Origin of the sequence: Streptomyces sp. TSRI0281 (assembly GCF_001905125.1) — a bacterium.
Lineage (GTDB): Bacteria > Actinomycetota > Actinomycetes > Streptomycetales > Streptomycetaceae > Streptomyces.
The window spans coordinates 72707-97399 of the sequence record NZ_LWLE01000023.1 but is presented as its reverse complement, the minus strand read 5'-3'; the positions used below and the strand labels follow the sequence as shown (position 1 = coordinate 97399).

Sequence of the window (24693 nt, the reverse complement as noted above, 5' to 3'; positions counted from 1 at the left end):
GGGGGGCGGTTCATCGAAGTGCGTCTCCTGTTTCGGCGTCGAAGACATGGATGTGCCGCGGGTCGGCGGCGATCCGTACGGTGTCGCCCCGGCCGAGCCGTACTCCGGGTCCGGTCAGGACGACGACGGGCCCGGCCACCCCGTCCAGGGCGAGCGTGGCGATGCCCGTTTCGAGGAGGGGTTCATGGGCGGCGACCCGGGCCGGTACGCCCCTGTCGCCCAGGGTGAGGTCCTCGGGCCGGATGCCCAGGACCACGGAGCGGCCCGGCGCGGCGGAGCGGTGCGGTACCGGGAAGGCCACGGTGTCCGAGAGCCGTACGCCCCCGCCGTCCATGACACCCGGAAGCAGATTGACCGCGGGTTCCCCGACGAAGTCGGCGACGAAGAGATTCGCCGGGGCGTCATAGATCTCCTCGGGCGTGCCGAGCTGCTGGATCTCGCCGTCCCGCATGACCGCGATCCGGTCGGCGAGCGACAGGGCCTCCTCCTGGTCGTGCGTCACGAGGATCGCGGTGTGCCCGGAGTCCCGCTGGATGCGTTTCAGCTCGCGCCGTGTGGCGTCCCGCTGGGCGGCGTCCAGATGCGAGAGCGGTTCGTCGAGCAGCAGTACGTCGGGCTCGCGGATCAGCGCGCGGGCCAGCGCCACCCGCTGCTTCTGCCCGCTGGAGAGCGCGGCCGGGCGGGATCCGAGCAGGTCGGTGATCCCGAGACGTTCGGCCATGGCCGCCACTCTGCCGCGAACCTCGGCCCGGCCGTGGCGTCGCCGCGCCGACAGCCCGAATCCGAGGTTCTCCGCGACCGTCAGCGGCGGATACAGCGCGTAGTTCTCGAACGCGACCCCGATATTGCGCCGCTGCGCCGGGAGCGGCACGACCGAGGAGCCGCCGATGAGGATGTCGCCGCCGGTGACGGTCTCCAGACCGGCGATCATCCGCAGTGTCGTGGACTTGCCGCAGCCGGACGGGCCCAGCAGGCCCAGCAGCTCTCCGGACCGCAGCTCGACGTCGATGGACCGCACCGCCTCGACGTCGGCCGCCCGGCCCCGCCCGGGGTAGGTCTTGCGCAGGGCGCGCAGGGCCAGTTCAGTCACCGTTCACCGCCACCTCCCGATGCCGTGCCGATGCCGTGCCGACGCCCGTGCCGACGCCCGTGCCGACGCCCGTGCCGACGCCCGCGTGGTTGTCGTCGCCGGCGCTCGTGCCGGTCGCGCAGACCTCGTAGGGGACCTTGTGCTCGTCCAGATCGCGCAGTGCCTCGGCGGACGCCCCGTCGTCCACCAGCACCAGATCGAACCGGCTGAGCGGGGCGAGCCGGTGCAGGGCGACGCGCCCCAGCTTGGAGTGGTCCAGCAGCAGGACGTTGCGGGCGGCCGAGTCGAGCATCGCCCGCTTCACGGAGACGATGTGCTGCTCCTGGTGGTAGGCGAAGCCGCCGGACACCGCGGACGTCGAGGTGAAGCAGACGTCGACCTGGAGGGACTGCACGGCCTCCACGCAGGAGACTCCGAGGAAGGAGGAGTGCAGTGGGTCGTAGTCGCCGCCCAGGCCCATCAGATGGATGCCCCGCTCCTGCGACAACACGGTTATCGCTTCGAGGAAGTTGGTGACGACGGTGAGGGGGGTGATGGCCCGCAGCCGCCGCGCGATCTCCAGGGTCGAGGTCGAATCGTCCAGCATCACCGCCATGCCCGGCTCGATGAGCCGCACCGCCCGCTCGGCGACGGCGGCCTTCTCGGCGCGCATGGTCTTCAGCCGGTAGGCCACGTTCGACTCGAAGACACCGGAGGGCTGGGCCGTCACCCCACCGCGGAACTTCCGGACGATGCCCTGCCGCTCCAGCTCGTCGAGGTCGCGGTGGATGGTCATCAGACTGACGTCGAACCGCTCGGCCAGCTCGGCGGCGCTGACCTCGCCCTCGGCGAGGACGTACTCGGCGATGGACGCCTGACGGGGGGCGGGTCCGCGCTGCTGAAGACTGCTCATGGGCTGATCCTTCGTCCTGGTCTCTCCGGCCGGTCGGCCTCGAACAACAGCAGTCTCGTCCGCGCCGCGTGGAGCCGCACCGGTTCGTCGGGACGCAGGCCCGCGGCCTCGGCGCGCGGGACGACGAGGGACAGCCGCTGTTCGCCGATCCGGACAGTGACCTCGGTCGCCCGGCCCAGCACCTCGGTGATGTAGACGGTGCCCGTGAACTCGACCCCGGGCCCGCCGCCGGAAGCACCGCCGGAAGCACCGTCGGGCCCGCCGCCGGACGCCCCGCCGACATCGCTCCCCCGGCCTTCCCGGAGCCCGATGTCCCGGGGCCGCAACCCCAGTTGAACGGCCGTGCCCGGCGCCGCGGGCACGGTCAGCGGCAGTTCGTACGAGCCGTCCGCCGCCCGGAACCGGCCCTCGGACGTCACGGTGCCCGGCAGCAGATTGATCCGGGGCCGGCCGAAGGCACGGGCGACGAAGGTGTCGTCCGGGTGGTGCCACAGCTCCTCGCGGGTGCCGCTCTGCACCAGGCGGCCGTCCCTGATCACCCCGATCCGGTCGCCGAGGGCCAGCGCCTCCACCGCGTCGTGCGTGACGTACAGCGTGGTCGTGCGCCGCACCTCGCCGATCGCCCGCAGCTCGGCGCGCATCGCCTGGCGCAGCTTGGCGTCCAGGTGCGACAGCGGCTCGTCGAGGAGAAAGGCCCGCGCCGGACGGACCAGCACCCGGCCGAGCGCGACGCGCTGGCGCTGCCCGTTCGACAGGGCGCCCACCGGCCGGTCCAGCAGGGCGCCGATCCCGAGGAGTTCGGCGGTCTCCCCGATCCGGGCCCGCACCTGGTCCGCGGGGAGGCGGTGGCGGGGCGAACGGAGCGGGGAGGCCAGAATGTCGTACGCCGTGCGGTGCGGGTAGAGCGCGTACGACTCGAAGCACATGGCCACGCCCCGGTCGTACGGCTCGACGCCCGTCATGTCCGCCCCGCCCAGCTCCACCGCCCCGGACTGCGGTTCCACCAGGCCCGCGACGGTCTTCAGCGTGGTCGTCTTGCCCGCGCCCGACGGGCCGAGCAGACAGTAGAACTCACCCTCCGCCACCTCCAGGTCCAGCCCGTCCAGCGCGACGTTCCTGCCGTAGCGCAGCTGCACGGAGCGCAGCGCGATGGCGGCCGGGGCGGTCATGACTTCACCGCCCCGAACGACAGGCCCCGCACCAGATACCGCTGGATGGTCAGCGCCAGCAGCAGTGGCGGGACGGCCGAGATCAGCGCGGCGGCCGCCGTGAGGTTGTACTTGGGCCGGTCACCGCCCAGGAAGGACAGCGCGCCGACCGTCACCGTCTGGGCGTTCGACGAGGTCAGGATGAGCGGGAAGACGAAGTTGTTCCACGCGAAGATGAACGCCAGCAGCGAGACGGCCGCGATGCCGGGTTTCACCAGCGGCAGCACGACCCTGAAGAACGCCTGTTTACGGGTGTAGCCGTCCAGCAGCGCCGCCTGCTCCAGCTCCGGTGACAGTTCGGAGAAGTACGAGCGCATGATCCAGACGATCAGCGGCAGCGTCACCAGCTGGAGCACCCAGACCATGCCGACGTAGGTGTCGAAGAGCCCGAGCTTCTGGTAGAGCACGAACAGCGGGATGATCACGGTCAGTTCGGGGGCGAAGCGGAACGAGAGCAGTGTGAACATCAGGTTCTCCGAGCCGCGGAACCGCCACCGGGCGGCGGCGTACGCGGCGGGCAGCCCGATCACCAGGGACAGGGCCACCGCCCCCACCGACACGATCAGGCTGTTGACGAAGAAGCGCGCGAACGGCACGCCCTGGTCGTCCCCGGCGCCGAGCACCGTGCGGTACGCGTCGAGGGTCGGAGTGAACGAGAAGTACGTGCTGAACAGTTCGTTCGTCGGCTTCAGCGACAGGATCACCATCCAGACGACGGGGAACAGCGCGAAGACGAAGTAGAGGATCAGCGCCCCGTCCGCGGCCACCGACAACAGCCTCCGCCTGCCGTCCCCGTCCCGCGGTCCCGTCGTGCTGCCGTCCCCGGCTCCGTCCCCGTCCCGCGGTTCCCGCCTCACTTCGGCACCTCCGCCGCACGGTTCTGGATCCGGCCCAGATAGCGCACCAGCACCATCGTGACCAGGTAGACCACCGCCCACAGCACGATCATGTAGCTGATGCCGAACGAGTAGCGCTGGAAGCGGATCGCCTCCAGATACGCCCGGATCTGGAGCACCACCGTCGAGTCGCCGGGGCCGCCCTCGGTCAGCGCGTAGATGATGTCGAAGACCTTCAGCGAGTCCATGAACCGGAAGATCACCGCCACCAGGACGTACGGCCAGAGCATCGGCAGCGTGACCCGCCGGAAGGTGAACCACCAGCCCGCCCCGTCCACCGCCGCCGCCTCGAACGGCGACACGGGCAGCGAGCGCAGCCCGGCCAGCGCGAGGATCGCGACGAACGGCGTGTACACCCACACATCGACGGCGATCGACGACAGCAGCGCCCCGGCCGGGGTGTCGGTCCACTGCACCCCGCCCAGACCGACCGGCTCCAGCAGATGGTTGATCACCCCGACCGAGGGCTGGAGCATCAGCTTCCACATGATCGCGGCGATCACCGGCGCGATCATCAGCGGCAGGATCAGGATCTTCTCCAGCACCCGCCCGACCCTGCTCGCCCGGTGCAGCAGCAGCGCCACCGACACCCCGAGCACCGTCTCGACCGCCGCCGCGCCCACCGCGTACAGCACGGTCACCCGGGCCGACTCCCAGAACGAGGACTGGGAGAAGATCCGCCGGTAGTTCTCGAACCCCACCAGGTCCGGCCGCGGCTTGCTCGCCGCGAAGTCGAACAGTGTGTAGTAGAGGCCCAGACCGAACGGATAGAGGATGCCGCCGGTCAGCAGCAGTGCCGGGACGATCAGGAGATACGGCCGCAGCGAGCGGCGCCATCCCGGCACCGGCCGTACCGGCGCGGTCTCCTCGCCGTGGACGGCCGTGCGGTCCGAGGGCGCCGGAGGCGTCGTCAGGGCCACCGGTCAGCCGATCTTCGACGCCAGATCGCCCGCGAGTCCGTTCAGCACGGACGAGGCGTTCTTCCCGCCGTAGATCTCCTGGAGCGCCGAGGCCCAGCTCGTCGTCGAGTCGAAGAACTGCTCCTGCGGGGTGAACTGGATCTTCGTCTGGTCGACGACCGCCTCGAACGTCTCGATGAATCCGGGGATCGCCCCCATCTTGTCCCGGTACGCGGCGGCCTCGCTCACCGACCTGCGGACCGGATCGATGTGGTTGCCCTGGACCGCGCCCCTGAGCAGATGGTCCTTGCCGGTCGCCCACTGGAGGAACAGCCAGGCCGCCGGCTTGTTGCGGCTCCTGGCGTTCATGCCCAGCGACCAGATCCACATGTTCGTCGCGAGCGAGCCGCCCGGCCCCTTCGGACCGGGGTGGAAGGCGATCTTCCCGGAGGCCGGGGAGGCCCCCTCCACCGCCTGGAAGTACGCGGCGGTGTCCGCGTCGAACAGCATCCCGGCCTTCTTCGCGCCGAGGTCGCCGGAGCACTGGTACCAGGTGTACGAGGTCCAGGACGGCGGCCCGCCCTTCCTGACCATCTCCGCCCAGTCCCCGGTGAACGCGATGGCCTGCGGGGAGTTCATCGCGGGCTTCACCTTCCCGTCCTCGACGGTGAAGTCCTTCAGCCCGTTGCGCGCGTACATCGTCATGAAGCCGGGGTGGATCGTGGCCCAGCTGCGCGACCCGCGCACCGCGACCCCGTACATCCCGTCGAATCCCGCGCCCGGCGCCCTGCGGGTGATGGTTCCGGCCAGCTCGCGCAGCTCGTCGAAGGACTCGGCGGGTTTCAGTCCGAGCTTCTTGAACACCTCGGTGTTGTACGCGACGACGTTCGTCTCCCAGCCCCACGGCAGCGCGTACTGCCCGCCCTGTCCGAGCGGGGCGCCCGCCTTCAGGGACCACTGGCCGGCCTGGAGCAGATTCGGGTAGAAGTCCGCCTGGTCCCATTCGGCCCCGGTCGCCGAGGAGTTGCGCATCCACGGCCCGAGGTCCTCCAGCCAGCCGGGCGGACCGTACTGCCACACCATGTACGCGCCGAGCATGAACACGTCGTACGAGGCACGCCCGCTGGAGAGGTCGACGGTGAGCTTGTCGAAGTAGTTGTCCTCGGGGAAGACGTCGTACTCGACCTTGATGCCCGTCTTCTCGGTGAACGCCTTCAGATCGGCGATCAGGGCATCGGTGTACGGGTGTTTGTTGAGCAGCGCCTTGACGGTCTTCCCCTCGGCCCGCTTCCAGTCGAAGGCGCCGGTGACCTCGTCGGCCGCGGAGCCGCCCCCGCCGGTGGTGTCACCGCCGAAGCCCGCCCCGCAGGCGGACAGCAGTGGAGCTGCGGATGCTGCGGCTGCCGCGCCGAGAGCGACTAGGCGGCGCCGGTCGTGCCCGTGCCTGTCCATCCGTGACCTCCACGGTCCGGCCGGAGATGCTGATCACATAGTGTGCTGATTGGTTAACAGAGCTTGGAACAACACAAGTTGCCCGTCAATCCCTCGCACAAGTGAAATTCTCAGTGCACAGTGAGAAGTTCACAGAGGGAGCCGATATGTGGATGGGCATCGATCTCGGTACGCAGAGCGTCCGCGCGGTCCTCGCCTCCGACCGCGGGAAGATCCTCGGCAGCGGGTCGGCCCCGCTCGGCGGCAGGCGCGACGGCGTACGCCACGAGCAACTGCCGGAGCACTGGTGGACGGCGGTGTGCGCGGCGACCCGGCAGGCGCTGCGCGAGGGCCCCGCGCCCCGTGCGCTCGCCATCTGCTCCACCTCCGGCACGGTCCTGCTCACCGACCGCACCGGCCGGCCGCTCACCCCTGCACTGATGTACGACGACGGGCGCGCCGGAGCCGAGGCGGCCAGGGCCGGGACACCACGGACCTGGGCACTGCCCAAGGTGATGTGGCTGCTGGGCGAGTACGGGGGAGGGGGCGACGGCGTCCGCGTGACGCACCAGGCCGATCTCGTCCTGGCGCGGCTCGCCGGGCACCCACTGCCCACCGACTCCAGCCATGCCCTCAAGACCGGCTACGTGCTGGAGGAGGACGCCTGGCCGCACACGCGATTCGCCGGACTCGGCCTGCCCGAGGGGCTGTTCCCCCGGGTGGTGCGGCCGGGCCGGCGGATCGGCGAGGTGGGGCGCGCGGCGGCCGAGGAGACCGGGATTCCGGCAGGCACGCCCCTGGTGGCCGGGATGACGGACGGCTGCGCGGCACAGATCGCCTCGGGCGCGCTCACCGTCGGCTCCTGGAACGCGGTGCTCGGTACGACCCTGGTGCTCAAGGGGGTCACCGACGCCCCGGTCGCCGACCGGACCGGGGTGGTCTACAACCACCGGGCCCCCGACGGGAGCTGGCTGCCCGGCGGCGCGTCCGGGACCGGCGGCGGGGCGCTGACCGCCGCCTTCCCGGAGGCGGACCCGGCCCGGCTGGACGCGCTGGCCGCCGGGCTCGGGCCGTCGGACGTGGTGGCGTACCCGCTGGTGGCGCGCGGCGAACGCTTCCCGTTCCTCGCCCCCGACGCCACCGGCTTCCTGCTCGGCGACCCCGCGTCCGACGCCGAGCACTGGGCGGCGCTCCTGACGGGCGTCGGCCTCGTCGAACGGCTCTGCCTCGACTACCTCGACCTGCTCGGCGCGCCCCTGCACGGCCCGCTCACCTTCACCGGCGGCGCCGTCCGCAGCGACCACTGGAACCGGCTGCGCGCCGACATCCTCGGCAGGACCGTCCACCTCCCGCACCACAGCGAACCCGCCCTCGGCATGGCCGTCCTCGCCGCGTACGGGGCGGGGGCCGCGGACACCGTGCAGGAGGCCGCGGGCCGGATGGTGCGGCTGCGGCAGACCCTGCGCCCGGACCCGGCGCGTACCGCCCGCCATCTTCAGCCGTACCGCACGCTGGTGGACGAACTGGAACGGCGCGGCTGGCTCCCGGCCACCGTCGCCGCGCACGCCCGCACCCGGACGGAGCACCCATGACCGCGAGTCAGCCCCCCACCACGCTGCTGCTCGCCCGCCACGGGCAGACCGTCTGGCACGCGGAGAACCGCTACGCCGGGGTGAGCGATGTCGCCCTCACGGACGAGGGAGGGCGACAGGCGGAGCGACTGGGCCGGTGGGCGGCCCGGCATCCGGTCGACGCCATCTGGACCTCCACCGTCTCGCGCGCCATGGAGACCGCCGACCCGGCCTGCCGGGCGCTCGGACTCGTACCGATGCGCGAACACGGGCTGCGCGAGTGCGACTTCGGGGTGGTGGAGGGGCGCACCCTCGCCGAGTTCGCCGCCGAGGACCCGGAGCGGGCACAGGCGTTCCGGGCCGACCCGGTGGCCAACCCGTTCCCGGGCGCCGAGGACCCCCGGGCGGCGGCGGCCCGGGGGACGGCGGCCCTGCGCCGCATCGCCGCGGGCGGACCGGGCGGACGGATCCTGGTCGTCGCGCACAACACGCTGCTGCGCCTGGTCCTGTGCGAACTGCTGGGCATTCCGCTGGGCTCCTACCGCAGGGTCTTCCCACGGCTGCGCAACGCGGCGGTGAGCGAGATCCGCCTGTCGGGCGAGGGCGGCGGGGGTGCGGCGCTGCTCTCCCTGAACGTGCCGTGCGACGACTGAGGGCTGTCCCGTCATCCCTGGCGGGCGTGCCCTCGGGGCCCGTCCCGCGCCTGAGCCATCGCGGCCGGCGCGGACGGGCCCGAGGGCACGGCGCTCACCCCGCGGCGGCGCCCCGGCGCTGCCGCAGCAGCCCCACGACGATCAGCACCGCGGTCAGCGCCCCCGTGGCCAGCAACTGATCGCGTGTACCGGGCTGCCGCAGCATCAGCAGGAAGATGCCGGCCATCGCCGCCAGCGCGAGCACCGTGCCCACCGGGAACAGCCACATCCGCACCACCAGCTTCTCCGGCGCCTCCCGCTCCATCCGGCCGCGCAGGATCAGCTGCGAGACGGCGATGAAGATCCACACCACCAGGATCACCGCGCCGATCATGTTGAGCAGCCACGGGAAGACGTCGTCCGGCCGCCAGTAGCTGAGCAGCACGCACAGGAAGCCGAAGACGGAGGAGACGAGAACGGCCGTGCGCGGCACCCCGGAGGTGATCCGGCCCAGCCGCTTCGGGCCCTGGCCGCGTGCGACGAGCGAGCAGGCCATGCGCGAGGCGCCGTAGATGTTGGCGTTCATCGCGGAGAGCAGCGCGATCAGGATGACCACGTTCATGATCTCCGCCGCGCCGCTGATGCCGAGGTGGTCCAGTGCCGCGTAGAACGGGCCGACCTCGACGACCTTCGGGTCGTCCCACGGCACCAGCGCGACGATGACCGCCATCGAGCCGACGTAGAACACCGCGATGCGCCACATCGCCGTCCGGACCGCCTTCGCGACGCCCCGCACCGGGTTCTCGGACTCGGCGGCCGCGATGGTGACGGTCTCCAGACCGCCGTAGGCGAAGACGGAGGCGAGCAGTCCGATGATGAAGCCGTCGGAGCCGTTGGGCAGGAAGCCGCCGTCACCCGTGAGGTTGGAGGTGCCGGGCGCGTCCGTGCCGGGCAGCACCCCGAGGATCGCCAGCACACCCAGGACGAGGAAGAGCGTGATCGCGACGACCTTCAGCGCGGCGAACCAGAACTCGAACTCGCCGAACTTCTTCACGGCGGCCAGATTCGTCCCGAGGAACATCACCATGAACAGCGCGACCCAGGCCCACTCCGGGGTGCCGGGCAGCCAGCCGGTGACGATCTTCGCGGCGCCGATGCCCTCCAGGCCGACGGCGACGCACAGGAGCACCCAGAACGCCCATCCGGCGGTGAAGCCCGCCCAGGGGCCGATCGCGCGTTCCGCGTGGACGGAGAAGGAACCGGAGACCGGATTCGCGGCCGACATCTCGCCGAGCATGCGCATCACGAACATGACCAGCAGCCCGGAAATCCCGTAGGCGATGACGATCGAGGGCCCGGCGGCGGCGATGCCCGCGCCCGAACCGACGAACAGCCCGGCCCCGATGACCCCGCCCAGGGCGATCATCGAGAGGTGGCGCTGCTTGAGGCCGTGGGTGAGAGCGGAGTCGGTCGTGGCGGTGCCGGCGGCTGCGGAGTCAGCGGTGGGGGGAGACGCGGAGGTCCGAGGCATGGACGAGCTCAGTTCGGTAGGTGAGACGGGGACGAGCCAACAGTCTGAGCACGGCCCCCGCTCACAAGGAACAGCTGTCCGCTATACGGTCACGAGGCTCACACAAGGTGCGCACGCGCCTACTCCAGAGTAGCTCCCGGCCGGGTCCGGAACTCCCGCACCACCGAGACCAGCACCACCAGCGCCGTCGCCCCGGCCGACCACAGAACCTGCGTGCGGGCCGCGTCATCGCTCAGCATCAGCAGCAGCACCCCGAACAGACCGGCCAGCGTCAGCCAGGTCAGATACGGGAAACACCACATCCGCAGGGTCAGCGCCTCCGGTGCCTCGCGCTCGATCCGGGCACGCAGCCGCAACTGCGAGGCGGCGATCAGGGCCCAGACGAACAGCAGCACCGCGCCGACCGAGTTGAGCAGGTAGAGGAAGACCGTGTCCGGCCACCGCAGATTGAGCAGGACGGAGACGAAGCCGAAGGCCACCGACGCGAGCACCGCCCGCCGCGGCACACCGCCTCCCCCACGACCGCCCCCTGCCCCGCCGTCGTCCTCGGCACCGCGCTTCCGCCCGCCGCCCGACACCTTCAGCAGCCCGCGCGGCGCCTCGCCGCGCTCGGCCAGCGAGAAGATCATCCGCGAGGAGCCGTACAGATTGGCGTTGAGCGCGGACAGCAGCGCCACGAACACCACGATGTTCATGATCTGCCCGGCGGACGGCACCCCGATGGAGTCCAGCACCTTCACATACGGGCTGAGCCCGGCCTGCTGCGCGGTCCACGGCAGCACGGTCACGATGACCAGCATCGAACCGACGTAGAAGAAGAGGATGCGCACCACCGCGCTGCGCACCGCGCGCCCCACCGCCCGCGCCGGGTCGTCGGTCTCGGCCGCCGCGATGGTGACGACCTCCAGGCCGCCGAAGGCGAAGACCACGGTCAGTACGCCGGAGACCACCCCGTCCCAGCCGTTCGGCAGGAACCCGCCCTGCCCGGTGAGGTTGGTCATCCCGACCGGATCGGTGTCCGGGAGCAGACCGAAGACCGCCAGCAGCCCCAGCACCAGGAACGCCACGATCGCGCCGACCTTGAGCGCGGCGAACCAGAACTCGAACTCCCCGAAGTTCTTCACGGCGGTCAGGTTGGCCACGGTGAACACCACCATGAAGACCAGCACCCAGGCCCACGGTTCCACCCCTGGCACCCAGCCGTGGGCGATCTGCGCGGCGGCCGTCGCCTCCACGGCGAGCACCACCACCAGCAGGAACCAGTAGAGCCAGCCGGCGCTGAACCCGGCCCAGCGGCCGAGCGCCCGCTCCGCGTGCACGGAGAACGAGCCGGAGGCCGGCATGGCGGCCGACATCTCGCCGAGCATCCGCATCACCAGCATCGCGAGCGCTCCCGCGATCAGGTACGAGACGACGATGGCCGGGCCCGCCACCGCGATCCCGGCGCCCGACCCGACGAACAGTCCGGCCCCGATCACCCCTCCCAGGCCGAGCATCGTCAGATGCCGCTGCTTCAGACCGTGGGAGAGCGGCTCGGCCGGTACGGGGGAGTGCGTGGGGGGAGGCACGTCGTGCATGGGGTGCGGGTCACTCTCGGCTCATTTATGGGGAACCTACAGTCTCACGCCGCGAGCCCCCTCCCGGCGGAAGGCGCCCGCTCCACCCCAGGCTCAGTGACCATCGTCACGCCCGCGGATGATTGCGGGCCGGTCTTTGTGCGAACCCCACCATGCCCTCCGGCACCGCTTTGTGGGCGGCTGACGGTGATCGAGCGTTAACCCGTGGGCTAACGTCAACTCCAGTCTGTCTCCACCCGGCTGTTCCACCGGATGTCCCCAGCCCGCCTGCACCCACGGTGCTCGCGCCCACCCTGCCTGCCCTCACCCGCGGAGTCCCGATGAGCACTGCAGTCGCACCCGTCCGTTCCGGAGCGGTCCTCGCCGACCTGCTGCCCGCAGCCCGGCACCGTTACGCCGTCGACACGGCCCTGGTCATGGGCGGCGCCGCCCTCACCGGCATCGCGGCCCAGATCGCCGTCCCGGTCCCCGGCTCCCCGGTCCCCGTCACCGGCCAGACCTTCGCCGCGCTCCTCATCGGCACCGCGCTGGGCGCCCGCCGCGGCTTCCTCTCGCTCGCCCTGTACGCGCTCGTCGGCATGGCCGGCATGCCGTGGTTCTCCGAGGGCTCCTCCGGCGCGGGCGGCGCCTCGTTCGGCTATGTGCTCGGCATGCTGCTCGCCGCCACCGTGGTCGGCGGTCTCGCCCGCCGCGGCGGCGACCGCTCCGTACTGCGCACCGCGGGCACGATGGCGGTCGGCTCCGCGGTCATCTACGCGGTCGGCGTGCCCTACCTCGCGTTCTCCACCGGGATGTCGATGGGCGCGGCCGTCGCCGCCGGTCTGGTGCCGTTCCTGATCGGCGACGCCCTCAAGGCGGCGCTGGCCATGGGCGCGCTGCCCGCGTCCTGGAAGCTCATCGGGCGTCGCGGCTGATGCCGTAGGGCCCGCGCAGGAGGCTCGCCGGATCGTACTGGGAGACCAGACCGGCGAGCCTCTCGCGTGTCCGGGGGTCGTGGAAGCCCTCGGTGCGGTCGCCGCCGCCGAAGGAGAAGTTCAGCGACCGGCCCAGGACGTCCGGTGCCAGCACCCCGGACACCCGCGCGTACAGGTCCCGTACCGCCGCCACATCCGTACCGTCCAGCGGCGACAGCAGCCGCAGCAGGAAGCCCGCCTCCCGGTACGGCACCGCGTTGTCCACCCCGGGCCGCTCGGCCAGCGCCCCGCCCAGGTGGTTGAGCTGGACCACCGTCATCATCGGCGCCTTCGGCCCGGTCAGCTCCAGCACCCGCCCCGCCCGCCCCGCGTCCAGCTCCCCCAGCAGCGCGCTGTCGCCGTAGTAGGCGTGCGGGAACGGCGGGTCGCTGTGAATGGTGTGGCTGTCGGTGTACGGCATCTCCCGCAGCGAATCCGCGAGCGCGGGCCCGATCGCGCGCAGCGGCGCGACCAGCCGCTCGCCCTCGGCCGTACCGCCCGTGAACGCCACCCGCACCGAGACCACGTACCGCCCCCGCAGCGCGCCGGGCAGCTGCGGGGCGTCGGGGTACTGGATCGCCGCGAGCGAGGAGCTGAGGGTCCGCGGAACGGTCCGGGTCCACTCCAGATACCGGCCCAGGACCTCGTCGGCCCCCGCCCCGTCGAAGGCGACCGAGCCGCCGTACAGCCGGTCCACCGCCACCAGGCCGATCTCCATGCCCGTCACCACCCCCAGGCGGTGCCCGCCGCCGCGCAGGCCCCAGAACAGCTCGGGCTCGCTGTCCGCGGTGACCCGGCGCGCCACCCCGTCGGCGGTCACCACGTCGAGGGAGCGCACATGGTCGGCGGCGTACCCGAACTCCCGGGCCAGCAGGCCCAGCCCGCCGCCGAGCGTGTAGGAGACGGCGCCCACCGACGGGGCCGAGCCGTTCAGCGGGGCGAGCCCGTGCGGGGCGGCGGCCGCGATCACCTGCCCCCAGGTGGCGCCCGCTCCGAGCAGGGCGGTGCGGCGCTCCGGATCGATCCGTACGGAGTCCATCCGGCGGGTGCTGATCAGTACGCCGCCCTCGACGGGGCCGGGCAGCCCGTGCCCGGTGGCGTGGACCGCGATCCGCAGCCCGCGCCCGGCGGCGTGGGCCACGGCGGCGCGCACGTCATCGGCGCCGGTGGCCTCTACGACGCGGTCGGGACGGATCGGGAAGCCGGTCTGGAAGGTGTCAGGTGCGTACGTCATGAGGGAGGCTCTCCATTCGCCCGCGACGCACCCGGTGGGCGTCGCGGGGGAGAGCCTCCCCGGTAAACCTGACATCGGCCGTCAGGTATCGGATCACTTGTCGGCCGTGGCCCTGGCGGCCCTGCGGCCGCGCGCCTCACGTACCAGCGAGATCGCCACCACCAGCGCCGCGACCAGCAGCGAGAGCAGCACCTGCTCGCGCCCGGCGTCGTCGGTCAGCATGTAGACCAGGACGAAGGAGATCATCGCGATCGTCGCCCAGGTCAGATACGGGAACAGCCACATCCGTACGACGAGCTTCTCCGGGGACTCGCGCAGGATGATCCCGCGCATCCGCAGCTGGGTGAAGCAGATGACCAGCCAGACGAACAGGGCGACGGCGCCCGAGGAGTTCAGCAGGAACTGGAAGACGGTGTCGGGCCACTGGTAGTTGAAGAACACCGCGACGAAGCCGAACACCACGGAGGACAGGATCGCCGCCTGCGGCACCCCGCGCTTGTTCACCCGGGCGAAGGCCCTCGGCGCGTCCCCCCGGCCGCCGAGGGAGAACGCCATCCGGGAGGCCGTGTAGAGACCGGAGTTCAGACAGGACAGCACGGCCGTCAGCACGATGACATCCATGACCTGGCCCGCGTGCGGGATGCCGATGGAGTTGAGTGCGGCGACGTACGAACCCTCCTTGAGGATCGACGGGTCGTTCCACGGCAGCAGGGTCAGGACGACGAAGATCGAGCCCAGGTAGAAGACCGCGATCCGCCAGATCACGCTGTTGGTCGCCTTGGACACGGCACGCTGCGGGTTCTCGGACTCACCGGCCGCCAGGGTCACGATCTCGCTGCCCATGAAGGAGAAGACGACCATCAGCACACCGGTGAGGATGGCGCCCGGCCCCTCGGGGAAGAACCCTCCGCTGTCGGTGAGATGCGCGAGCCCGGACCCCGGGTTGTCCGACCCCGGCAGCAGTCCGAAGACGGCGAGCAGACCGACGACCACGAAGGCGCCGATCGCCACGACCTTGATCCCGGCGAACCAGAACTCGAACTCCCCGTACGAACCGACCGAGACCAGGTTCGTCGCGGTGAGCACGATCATCACGATCAGCGCCCAGGCCCACTGCGGCACGCCCGGGATCCAGCCCTCCAGGATCTTGGCACCGGCCGTCGCCTCGACGGCCAGCACCACGACCCAGAAGAACCAGTACAGCCAGCCGATGGAGAAGCCCGCCCAGCGGCCCAGCGCCTGGTCGGCATAGGCGGAGAAGGAGCCGGAGCTCGGCCGGGCGACGGCCATCTCGCCCAGCATCCGCATCACGAACACGACCATCAGGCCGACGAGCGCGTAGGAGAGGAGGATGGCCGGTCCCGCGGCGGCGATGCCCGCGCTGGACCCCACGAAGAGGCCCGCACCGATCACACCGCCGATCGCGATCATCGAGAGGTGGCGGTTCTTCAGACCGGCCTGGAGCCCGTCCGGGGAGACCGGCTTTTCCGGCTCGCCGGGCTCCTCGCCTGACTTCGCCAGCGTCGTCTGCGACGTCATGGAACGGATCCTTACGTTTACGGTCACGCGGGTCGGCTCCGGCTCCGCGTGGTGGTGCGGAGACGGGGCACGCATTCAAGCCCGGCATCCGGTTGAAACGGAACCCCCCATTCCGAAACGTTGACCGGATCGTTGCCCGAGTGGTGTTGCCCACACGGACGCCGTGGAGGGTCCCGACCCCGCTGACGGTTACCCCGCGATGTTCGTGCCACACTTCGCCACATGCGCGTGTACCTCGGATCGGACCATGCCGGTTACGAACTCAAGAACCACCTCGTCGAGTGGCTCCAGGCCCACGGCCACGAAGCCGTCGACTGCGGCCCCCACATCTATGACGCCCAGGACGACTACCCGCCGTTCTGCCTGCGCGCCGCCGAGCGGACGGCCGCGGACCCGGAGAGCCTGGGCATCGTGATCGGCGGCTCGGGCAACGGCGAGCAGATCGCCGCCAACAAGGTCAAGGGCGTCCGCGCCGCACTGGCCTGGAGCGAGCAGACCGCCGCGCTCGGCCGCGAGCACAACAACGCCAATGTGGTCGCCATCGGCGGCCGGATGCACTCGGTGGAGGAGTCCACCAAGTTCGTCGAGATCTTCCTCGCCACTCCGTACTCGAACGAGGAGCGTCACACGCGCCGCATCGAGATGCTGTCGGCGTACGAGGCGACGGGCGAGCTCCCCCCGATCCCGGCCCACCACCCGCAGCAGGGCTGAGCGGGCCCGCACCGCTTCACCGTGCCGCCGGGCCCGCCCGGCGGCACGGTCATGCCATCACCACCGCACCATCACCACCGCACCGCATCGCACAGGGAGCCGGCCGTGCCCGAGGGACACACCATCCACCGCCTCGCCGCGGACCACCGGGACAGATTCGCCGGGCTGCCGGTACGGGTGAGCAGCCCGCAGGGCAAGTTCGCCGACAGCGCCGCCCTGCTCGACGGCCGGGTGCTGGACGCGGTGGACGCCCACGGCAAGCACCTCTTCCTCGGCTTCGAGGGCACCGGCTGGGTCCACATCCACCTCGGCCTGTTCGGCAAGCTCGGCTTCGGTACGGCCCCGGCGCCGCCGCCCACCGACACCGTGCGGCTGCGCCTGGCAAACGGGGACCACCACGCCGATCTGCGCGGGCCCACCACCTGCGCCCTGATCACCGAGCCGGAGAAGCGCGCGATACACGACCGCCTCGGCCCGGACCCGCTGCGCACCGGCGAGAACGGCGAACGGGCCTGGTCGCGGATCTCCCGCAGCCGGATCACCGTCGCGGCCCTCCTGATGGACCAGAAGGTCATCGCGGGCGTCGGCAACGTCTACCGCGCCGAGGTCCTGTTCCGGCACGGCATCGACCCGTACCGCCCCGGCAAGGACCTCACCCGCCACGAGTGGGACGCGATCTGGGCCGACCTGGTGATGCTGATGCGCGAGGGCGTACGGAACAACCGGATCGACACGGTCCGCCCCGAGCACCTGCCCGAGGCGATGGGGCGCGCGCCCCGCGTGGACGACCACGGCGGCGAGGTCTACGTGTACCGGCGCACGCACCAGCCCTGCCACATCTGCCACACCGAGATCCGCACGGCCCCGCTGGCGGCCCGCAACCTCTTCTGGTGCCCCACCTGCCAGCCGCCGGGCTGAGCCCACCCGGTCGCTCGGCCGAACCCGCCGGGCCGCTCGGGCCCGGCGGGCTCGGGCCGGGCAGGCTCGGAAACGGCGGCCTCAGAACCGGCCGGCTCAGAACCGGCGGCCCCGGAAGCCGCGGCTCAGAACCCGTGCGGCAGCCACGGCTCCACATCCCAGGAGAACGCCGCCCCGGCCTCGGCCAGCGCTCCCGTGCGCAGTTCCCGCACCCGCCCGGCCGCCGCCAGCGAGGCGAGCGACACCCCGCCGAGATACGCCGACCCCAGTTCCCGTACCGAGAGCTCCAGATCCGCGTCGTCCTCCGTCCGCCGGCACGAGGCCACGCCCTTCGCGTCCGCGGTGAGCCGCCAACGCCCCTCGTTCCAGGGGCAGAACGCGTCCTCGACCTCCAGCACCACATCCACCGGCGCCCGGTAGGTCCGCGCCTCCAGGGCCGCACCCACCTCCACCAGCCGGACGTACAGCCCGTCCTGCACGCGCACATCGCAGCGCCGGACATCGGAGACGAGATGCAGGAGCGCGTCGTCCGCCGGCCGGTTGCCGCACTCGACCGTCGACATCAGGTCGATGTCGAAGAGGAACTGCCACAGCGAGGCGTACGAGGCGGGATCGAGCGCCCCGAGATCCCGCAGCGCCACCGTGCCGGCGGGCCTGGTCAGGTCCCACTCGGGCTTGGTGCGGAAGGTGGCGTACCCGACGACCTCCCCGTCCCGCTCCGCGAGCACACACTGCAACGGAGAGGCGCCCGACCGCTCCCGCTCGGGGTCGAGCACCGCGGTACGGTCCCAGTTCGGCCTGCGCACCGGGGTCCCCGGGCGCCCCGGCGCCAGCCGCGCGTACACCGCCTCGCAGGCGGCCAGGGCCTCCACTGGATCCGCGTACCGCAGCCGGACCTCGTCCGAACCGGCCGGCCGGGCGAGCCGCACACGGTCGGTGTCGATGTCCAGGTGCATCTCCCGGGCGGCGGCTCCGTAACCGAAGCGTCCGTAGATCGCCGGCTCCGAGGCCGTCAGCACGGCCAGCGGCTCACCCCAGGAGCGGACGTCGTCGAGCTGACGCCGCATCATCCCGGTGAGCGCTCCGCGTCTGCGGTGCGTCGCGGCGACGCTCACCATGGTCACCCCGGCGGCGGGCACGGCGGCCCCGCCCGGCACGGTCAGCCGGAAGCTGTACGCCCCCGTCGTCCCCACGCATTCGGCGCCGTCCCACAGCCCGAGGAACCGCTCGTACTCGGTGAGGGCGAGCCAGAGCTCCCGCGCCTCCGGAGAGCTGGGCACCGCGCCGAAGCCACGCTCCAGGCAGGTGATCCAGTTGTCCCATTCGGAGGGCCGGAGAACCCGGAGTTCTGTAGTCATATGCCATCCCTACCAGGGCGTCGGCGGACAAGCGACCCGTTTTCGAACACATTGTCACCGGGGTCCCCCTGCACCGGAGGCGGCCGGGTGGATAAAGTCCCCGCAATGGACCGTCGCGGAGGAGTGGACGCGTACCCGGCCCGCTGGCGGAAGTCGGCGCACCGGGCGCGCATCGCGCTGCGCAAATCCGGGGTCGACTACTTCCGCGGTGACGGCTCCGACTGGATCGCGCTCGTCGGCCTGTTGCTGACCGTCCCGGCCATCACCTGCGCCACGGTGCTGAACCCGGTGTGGTGCGCCCCGGCCGCCCTCGTCCTGCCGATCGTGGCGGGCGGTCTGCTGCTGCGGCCCGCCAGCCTGCTGGGCCTGTACGCGACGGCGGCCGTCGCGCTGATCGTGGAGGCCCTCACGCTCGGCCCGTACGCGGACGGCCCGGCCCGGGTCACCCCGGGCACCGTCCTGGTGGTCGCGGCCTGCGGGTTCTTCGGCCTGATCCTCGCGCAGTTCCGGGCCCGCGTCGGGGTCCCGTGGCGGCGCGGCGGCACGATGCTCTTCGACCTGCGCGAACGCATCCGGGTGCAGAGCGCCCTGCCCCGGCTGCCGCAGGGCTGGCACCGGGAGATGGCGCTGCGCCCCGCGGGCGGCCAGTCCTTCTCCGGCGACTTCGTCGTCGCGGCCCGGACCAACGGCGGGCGCACCCTGGAGGCCGTACTGACCGATGTGTCCGGCAAGGGCATGGACGCGGGTTCCCGCGCCCTGCTGCTGTCCGGCGCCTTCGGCGGGCTCCTCGGCTCGCTGCCCCCGCACGGCTTCCTGCCCGCGGCCAACGGCTATCTGCTGCGCCAGGACTGGGACGAGGGCTTCGCGACCTCGATCCATCTGGTCCTGGACCTGGAGTCGGGCGACTACGAGATCCTCTCGGCAGGTCATCCGCCCGCCCTCCAACTGCACGCGGGCAGCGGTCACTGGGAGGAGATGTCCGGGGAGGGGCCGCTGCTCGGGGTCTACGACGGGGCGCAGTTCGACGCGGTGAAGGGCCGACTGGCGCCCGGGGACGTGCTGATGCTGTTCACGGACGGCCTGGTGGAGGCGTCCGACCGGGACATGGCCGAGGGCATCGACCGGCTGACCGGTGAGGCCGACCGCTATGTCACCACCGGCTTCGAGGGTGCGGCCTGGCACCTGATCGAGGCCTGCGCGAAGGACGTCAACGACGACCGCGCGCTGCTGTTGCTGTCCCGCCGCGCCTGAGCCGCGCGCCGACGCCGCCGCCGATCAGCGAACCGTACGCAAACCGGCGATATCACTCGGACGTCAACGCGGGGGTGCCCCGTCACCGAAAGGTGCGGAACCGGGGCGCCCCGCGCCGCCGCCTCAGGCCGTCACCGGAATCTTCCCCGGATTCGGATCCCCGTTCCCGTCTCCGCCGCCGTCCCCGTCCCCGCCCTTTGTCCGGCCGCCGGGCAGAATCCGGGCGAGCCAGTGCGAGCGTCCGGCCGCCAGCGGTGCGAGGACGGCGAGGACGAGCACATAGCCCGCGATGAACGGGGAGAGCCGTTCGTCCAGACCGGCGCCTGCCGCCATCGTGGCCAGGATCAGCGCGAACTCGCCGCGGGCCAGCAGGGTGGTGGAGATGTTCGCCGTGGCCTGCGGCCCGAAGGTGTACACCTTGGCCGCGGCGAGCCCCGCGAACACGTTCATCGCCATGGTCACCGCGACGGCCGCGAGCACCGGCCACACCACGCTCGGCAGGTCGCCCGGATCGATGGAAAGGCCGAAGGCGAAGAAGAAGATCGCCCCGAAGGCGTCCCGCAGCGGGTGGACCAGCTTGAGGATCCGGCCGCCCGACGTCGTACTGCCGAGCATCAGACCGACCATGAAGGCGCCGATCGCGTCGGCCACACCGAACCACTCGGAGACCCCGGCGACGAAGACCGCGGCACCGAGGAAGGAGATGACGAGGAGTTCGTCGTCCTTGGTGTTGATCAGCTTGGAGATGACCTTGGTGCCGAAGCGGGCCACCAGGGCGAGCAGCAGCAGGAAGCCGAACGCCTTTCCGCCGTCGACGACCGCGGCGGAGAGGCTGTCCGCACCGGAAAGGATCGGCTGGAGAGCGGCCAGGTACAGGGCGAGGAAGACGTCCTCGACGACGATGATGCCGAGGATCGGCCTGGTCTCCGGATTGCCGATGCGCCCGAGGTCGACCAGGACCTTGGTGACGATGGCCGACGACGAGATGCCGAGGACCCCGGCGAGGACCAGCGCCTCCGAGGTGCCCCAGCCCAGGGCGAAGCCGAAGCCGAGACCCGCGCCGACGTTCAGCGCGAGATAGGCGCCGCCGGCGAGCGCCATCTTGCGCCCGCCCGTCTTGAGGTCGTCGAGGTGGAACTCAAGTCCCAGATAGAAGAGCAGCAGCACGAGACCGAGTGCGGAGAGCATCTCCAGCTCGTGCGGGTCGGCGACGAGAACGATGCCGGGGGTGTGCGGGCCGAGCAGGATTCCGGCCAGGATGAACAGGGGGATGGTCGGCAGTCCGATACGGCCGCCGACGCGGGCGAGGACGGCGGCGGCCAGGAAGGCGCCGCCCATGGCGATGAGCGTGTCTGCGTGTCCGATGAGCTTGGTCCTTCGGTAGGTCAAGAGGGCGTCAAGAAATCGTCAGTAATTAGTTTACCGAACGATTGACGTCGCAACTATGCCCCCGTGGGATCTGCCCCGGGACCCTTGCCTATTCCGTCCCCGAGGCCCCTGCCGGTTCCGTCCCCGGGCCCCCGTGCGATCCGTCCGGGCCCCTGTGGAATCCGTCGAGGGTGGGGCAATCCCCACCCCTGATCCACCAGTAGCCGCCATGGCCCGGGACACCCCGTGATCCGTACGTTCGAGGTATCGATCAAGCAGGGCGACGGAAGGACGGAACACCATGGGGCTGCGACGCACGAGGCGCACCGCGCAGAGCTCGCGGGACGCGCAGAGCTCGCAGGTCGCACGGGACCCGCAGGGCGCCCACGGGCAGCACGCTCACGCCGACGCGGCCGTCGAACTGCGGGGCGTCCAGCGGCGGTACGGCCGCGGCTCCGCCACCGTCCACGCCCTGCGCGGCATCGACCTGACCCTCCCGCGCGGCAGCTTCACCGCCGTGATGGGCCCCTCCGGATCAGGGAAGTCGACCTTCCTCCAGTGCGCGGCCGGACTCGACCGGCCGACCGAAGGGTCCGTACGCCTCGGCGGCACCGAGATCACCGGCATGAGCGAGAACAAGCTCACCGAGCTGCGCCGCAGCCGACTCGGCTTCGTCTTCCAGGCGTTCAACCTGCTGCCGTCCCTGACGGTCGAACAGAACATCATCCTGCCCATGCGGCTGGCCGGTCGGGGCACCGGATCCGCCGCCCGCCGCAGCGCCGCCGACATGCTCACCAGGGTCGGCCTCGCCGGCAAGGGCGACCGCCGACCCGGCCAGCTCTCCGGCGGCCAGCAGCAACGTGTCGCCATCGCCCGCGCCCTGGTCACCGAACCCGATGTGATCTTCGCCGACGAACCGACCGGCGCCCTCGACACCACCACCGCCGTCGAGATCCTCGCCCTGCTCCGGCACGCCGTGGACAGCCTCGGCGCGACCGTCGTCATGGTCACCCACGACCCGGCGGCCGCCGCCTGGGCCGACCGCGTGCTCTTCCTCGCCGACGGGGAGATCGCGGACAGCCTGCCGCACGCCACCGCCGAGCGGATCGCCGCCCGGATGACCGCCCTCACCGCCCCCGCCCACGCATACGCGGGAGCGGCAGCCTGATGTTCACCCCGCACCTCCCGAACGGCCTGGCCCGCGCGGCAGTCCGCTTCCGGCCCTCCTCGTTCGTCGGGACCTTCGTCGCGCTGCTGATGGCCGCCGCGATCGTCTCCGCCTGCGGCATCCTGCTCCAGACCGGCCTCACCGCCTCCGTCCCCGCCGACCGGTACGCCAAGGCCCCCGTGCTCGTCGCCGCCGACCAGCAGGTCAGTGTGACCTCCGGCCGCGGCGACGCGGCGTACGAAACGACCGCCGTACTCCCGGACACCGCACGGCTGCCCGAATCCCTCGTGAAGAAGGCCGCGGCCGTCCCGGGCGCGTCCGCCGCGATCGGGGACCTCACCGTCCCCGTGCAGCAGGACCGGACCCCCCTCACCGCCCACGGCTGGGGCTCCACCGCCTTCACCGGTACGGAACTGGTCACCGGTGACGCGCCGAAGACCGGCGAAGTCGTCATCGGCAGCGGCATCGAGGGCCGGGTCGGCGACACCATCACCCTGGACACCCCGGCGGGCCCCCACGAGTTCCGCGTCTCGGGCACCACCGCCACCGACGCCACCCTCTGGTTCACCGACCGGCAGGCGGGCACCGTCTCCGGCCACCCCGGCCGGGTCGACGCCATCGCCGTACTCGCCGCCCCCGGCACCACCGCCGACACCCTCGCCGCCCAGGTCGGCCGGGCCATGGGCACCGAGCACGCCGCCCAGGTCCACACCGGCGACGACCGGGGCGGCGTCGAGGACCCCGGCCTCGCGAGCGCCGAGGAACTCCTCACCGGACTCGGCGGCTCCTTCGGCGGCATCGCCGCCGTGGTCGCCGTCTTCACCGCCGCCGGTACGGTCGCGCTCTCCGTCGGCCAGCGCGGCCGTGAGTTCGCCCTGCTGCGCGCGATCGGAGCCACCCCGCGCCAGCTGCGCCGCACCATCGCCACCGAATCCCTGCTCGTCGCCCCGCTCGCCGGAGCACTCGGCACCCTGCCCGGAATCGCCCTGGCGAACTGGTGGTTCGGCCGGCTGAAGGACAAGGGGGCGATCCCCGACGCGGTACGGCTCGACATCGGCCCGCTGCCGCTGGGCGTCGCCGTCGCCGCGACGGTGCTCACCGCGCTGCTCGCCGGATACCTGGCCGCCCGCCGTCCCGCGAAGACCAAGCCCGGCCTGGCCCTCGCCCAGACCGCCGTGGAGGGCTCCCCGTTCGGCCGGATCCGTACGCCGCTGGGTGTCATCGCCCTCGTCGGCGGTGGCGTCTTCGCGGGCGTCGCCGCCTCCCAGACCGGCGAGGACGCCGCCAACGCCGCACTCGGCGTGGTCATGTTCTTCATGATGGCCGTCGCCCTGCTCGGCCCGGTGATCGCCCGCGTCTGCGCGAGCGTCCTCGGCCTCCCGCTGCGCGCCGCGGGCGCCTCCGGGTCACTGGCCGCGGCCAACTCCCGTACGAACGCCCGCCGACTGGCCTCCGCGATCACCCCGATCGTGCTCGCCATGGCCTTCTCCTCGACCCTCGTCTTCATGCACACGAGCGAGAACCGGGCCGTCGAGCACCAGCAGCGCGACGGCATCACCGCCGATCACATCGTCTCCGACCCGGCGGGACTGGCCTCCGACGCCACCGCCCGCGCCGCCGCGACCCCCGGGGTCTCCACCGCGGTCGGTCTGGTCCGCAGTTCCGTCCTGGTACCCAGCGGAGGCTCCTCCGAGAGGTACCTGGCCACCGCATCCGCCCAGGGGGTCATCGGTTCGGCCGCCGACCTCGGACGGGTCCAGGACCTCGATGTCCGTACGGGGACACTCGACGCGCTGCGCCCCGGCACCGTCGCCATCGACACCACCCTCGCGACGTCGGCCGAGGTCACCACCGGCGACCGGCTCGCGCTGTACCTCCCGGACGGCACGAAGGCTTCCCCGAAGGTGGTCGCCGTCTACGGCCGCGGCCTCGGCATCTCGCTCGTCACGCTGCCCGCGGCCGACATCGAGGACCATGTGACCTCGCCGTACGCCTCGGACGTCCTGGTCCGCGCCACCCCGGCCGCGGCCGGTGAACTCGCCGCACTGGGCACCGTCACCGACTCCTCCGGCTACGCCGCCGCCCAGAACCAGCAGCGGGAGCTCAGCGCCTGGGCCAACACGGTCATGGCAGCGGTCCTCGGCGGATTCGCCGCGGTCGCCGCCGTCAACACCCTGGTCATGACGGTCCTGGACCGCCGCCGCGAACTGACCGTGCTCCGTCTGGTCGGCTCCACCCGGCGTCAGGTCATGGGCATGATCCGCTGGGAGGCCCTGCTGGTCACGGGCGCGGGCATCGCCCTCGGTACGGGCATCGCCCTGGCCACGCTCGTCCCGATGATGAAGGGCCTGACGGGCGAAGCCCCGTACATCCCGCCGATGCTGTACGGCTCGTTCGCCGCGGTGACGGTGCTCCTGGGGCTCGGCGCGACCGCCATACCCGCTCGGGCGGCCCTGCGCTGAGCCG

At 71.8% G+C, this 24693-nt stretch carries 20 protein-coding genes; 8 read left to right on the top strand and 12 right to left on the bottom strand.

Going from position 1 to position 24693, the window contains the following annotated elements; all coding sequences use genetic code 11:
• Window positions 1-10 precede the first annotated feature (10 nt).
• The 6 genes from A6A29_RS25530 to A6A29_RS25505 are packed head-to-tail and all read right to left on the bottom strand — an operon-like array spanning window position 11 to window position 6437.
• Entirely contained in the window at window positions 11-1090 is a 1080-nt protein-coding gene (locus A6A29_RS25530; protein WP_073723219.1) for an ABC transporter ATP-binding protein, read from the bottom strand.
• The gene (locus A6A29_RS25525) at window positions 1083-1982 is read right to left on the bottom strand and encodes a DeoR/GlpR family DNA-binding transcription regulator (RefSeq protein ID WP_079183008.1); all 900 of its coding nucleotides are present in this window, start codon (window positions 1980-1982) and stop codon (window positions 1083-1085) included. The genes A6A29_RS25530 and A6A29_RS25525 overlap by 8 nt, the downstream gene beginning before the upstream one ends.
• The gene (locus A6A29_RS25520; protein ID WP_073723217.1) at window positions 1979-3151 is read right to left on the bottom strand and encodes an ABC transporter ATP-binding protein; all 1173 of its coding nucleotides are present in this window, start codon (window positions 3149-3151) and stop codon (window positions 1979-1981) included. Before A6A29_RS25520 ends, A6A29_RS25525 begins: the two co-directional genes overlap by 4 nt.
• Window positions 3148-4047 carry a carbohydrate ABC transporter permease gene (locus A6A29_RS25515; protein WP_241838651.1) on the bottom strand — a complete coding sequence of 300 codons (900 nt, stop codon included), beginning with the start codon at window positions 4045-4047 and terminating at the stop codon, window positions 3148-3150. Before A6A29_RS25515 ends, A6A29_RS25520 begins: the two co-directional genes overlap by 4 nt.
• The gene (locus A6A29_RS25510) at window positions 4044-5006 is read right to left on the bottom strand and encodes a carbohydrate ABC transporter permease (protein ID WP_073723215.1); all 963 of its coding nucleotides are present in this window, start codon (window positions 5004-5006) and stop codon (window positions 4044-4046) included. Before A6A29_RS25510 ends, A6A29_RS25515 begins: the two co-directional genes overlap by 4 nt.
• 3 nt (window positions 5007-5009) lie before the next feature.
• Window positions 5010-6437: an ABC transporter substrate-binding protein gene (locus tag A6A29_RS25505; RefSeq protein ID WP_073723213.1), complete on the bottom strand. Its 1428-nt coding sequence runs from the start codon at window positions 6435-6437 to the stop codon at window positions 5010-5012.
• Window positions 6438-6583: 146 nt separating this feature from the next.
• Here A6A29_RS25505 and A6A29_RS25500 point away from each other — a divergent pair, with 146 nt between their 5' ends.
• Complete coding sequence (locus tag A6A29_RS25500; protein WP_073723211.1) at window positions 6584-8008, top strand: FGGY-family carbohydrate kinase; 1425 nt, start codon at window positions 6584-6586, stop codon at window positions 8006-8008.
• Window positions 8005-8640 carry a histidine phosphatase family protein gene (locus A6A29_RS25495; RefSeq protein ID WP_073723209.1) on the top strand — a complete coding sequence of 212 codons (636 nt, stop codon included), beginning with the start codon at window positions 8005-8007 and terminating at the stop codon, window positions 8638-8640. The genes A6A29_RS25500 and A6A29_RS25495 overlap by 4 nt, the downstream gene beginning before the upstream one ends.
• A 94-nt stretch (window positions 8641-8734) precedes the next feature.
• On the opposite strand, the gene A6A29_RS25490 is transcribed toward A6A29_RS25495, so the two are convergent.
• Together A6A29_RS25490 and A6A29_RS25485 are read right to left on the bottom strand one after the other, a co-directional pair.
• A complete protein-coding gene (locus A6A29_RS25490) occupies window positions 8735-10150 on the bottom strand; it encodes an amino acid permease (RefSeq protein ID WP_073723207.1) in 1416 nt (471 codons plus the stop codon).
• Between the two features lie 119 nt (window positions 10151-10269).
• Entirely contained in the window at window positions 10270-11727 is a 1458-nt protein-coding gene (locus A6A29_RS25485; protein WP_073723205.1) for an amino acid permease, read from the bottom strand.
• A gap of 320 nt (window positions 11728-12047) precedes the next feature.
• On the opposite strand from A6A29_RS25485, the gene A6A29_RS25480 reads away from it, so the two are divergent.
• A complete protein-coding gene (locus tag A6A29_RS25480; RefSeq protein WP_073723203.1) occupies window positions 12048-12641 on the top strand; it encodes a biotin transporter BioY in 594 nt (197 codons plus the stop codon).
• Here the strand turns inward: A6A29_RS25480 and A6A29_RS25475 are convergent.
• Together A6A29_RS25475 and A6A29_RS25470 are read right to left on the bottom strand one after the other, a co-directional pair.
• A complete protein-coding gene (locus A6A29_RS25475) occupies window positions 12622-13914 on the bottom strand; it encodes an FAD-binding oxidoreductase (protein ID WP_073723201.1) in 1293 nt (430 codons plus the stop codon). The two genes, A6A29_RS25480 and A6A29_RS25475, sit on opposite strands and share 20 nt — an antisense overlap.
• Window positions 13915-14007: 93 nt before the next feature.
• Window positions 14008-15453 carry an amino acid permease gene (locus tag A6A29_RS25470; RefSeq protein ID WP_073723199.1) on the bottom strand — a complete coding sequence of 482 codons (1446 nt, stop codon included), beginning with the start codon at window positions 15451-15453 and terminating at the stop codon, window positions 14008-14010.
• Between the two features lie 222 nt (window positions 15454-15675).
• Between A6A29_RS25470 and A6A29_RS25465 the strand changes: the two genes are divergently transcribed.
• Window positions 15676-16164: a ribose-5-phosphate isomerase gene (locus A6A29_RS25465; RefSeq protein ID WP_073723197.1), complete on the top strand. Its 489-nt coding sequence runs from the start codon at window positions 15676-15678 to the stop codon at window positions 16162-16164.
• A gap of 105 nt (window positions 16165-16269) precedes the next feature.
• A complete protein-coding gene (locus tag A6A29_RS25460) occupies window positions 16270-17082 on the top strand; it encodes an Fpg/Nei family DNA glycosylase (RefSeq protein WP_073723195.1) in 813 nt (270 codons plus the stop codon).
• A 125-nt stretch (window positions 17083-17207) separates the two neighbouring features.
• Here A6A29_RS25460 and A6A29_RS25455 read toward each other — a convergent pair whose 3' ends face one another.
• Window positions 17208-18440 carry a GNAT family N-acetyltransferase gene (locus A6A29_RS25455; protein ID WP_073723193.1) on the bottom strand — a complete coding sequence of 411 codons (1233 nt, stop codon included), beginning with the start codon at window positions 18438-18440 and terminating at the stop codon, window positions 17208-17210.
• Window positions 18441-18545: 105 nt separating this feature from the next.
• Here A6A29_RS25455 and A6A29_RS25450 point away from each other — a divergent pair, with 105 nt between their 5' ends.
• Window positions 18546-19691: a PP2C family protein-serine/threonine phosphatase gene (locus tag A6A29_RS25450; protein WP_073723191.1), complete on the top strand. Its 1146-nt coding sequence runs from the start codon at window positions 18546-18548 to the stop codon at window positions 19689-19691.
• A gap of 123 nt (window positions 19692-19814) precedes the next feature.
• On the opposite strand, the gene A6A29_RS25445 is transcribed toward A6A29_RS25450, so the two are convergent.
• Window positions 19815-21029: a cation:proton antiporter gene (locus tag A6A29_RS25445; RefSeq protein WP_073723897.1), complete on the bottom strand. Its 1215-nt coding sequence runs from the start codon at window positions 21027-21029 to the stop codon at window positions 19815-19817.
• Between the two features lie 331 nt (window positions 21030-21360).
• Here A6A29_RS25445 and A6A29_RS25440 point away from each other — a divergent pair, with 331 nt between their 5' ends.
• Entirely contained in the window at window positions 21361-22227 is an 867-nt protein-coding gene (locus A6A29_RS25440; protein WP_073723189.1) for an ABC transporter ATP-binding protein, read from the top strand.
• Complete coding sequence (locus tag A6A29_RS25435; protein ID WP_073723187.1) at window positions 22227-24689, top strand: ABC transporter permease; 2463 nt, start codon at window positions 22227-22229, stop codon at window positions 24687-24689. The genes A6A29_RS25440 and A6A29_RS25435 overlap by 1 nt, the downstream gene beginning before the upstream one ends.
• The last annotated feature ends 4 nt before the right edge of the window (window positions 24690-24693 follow it).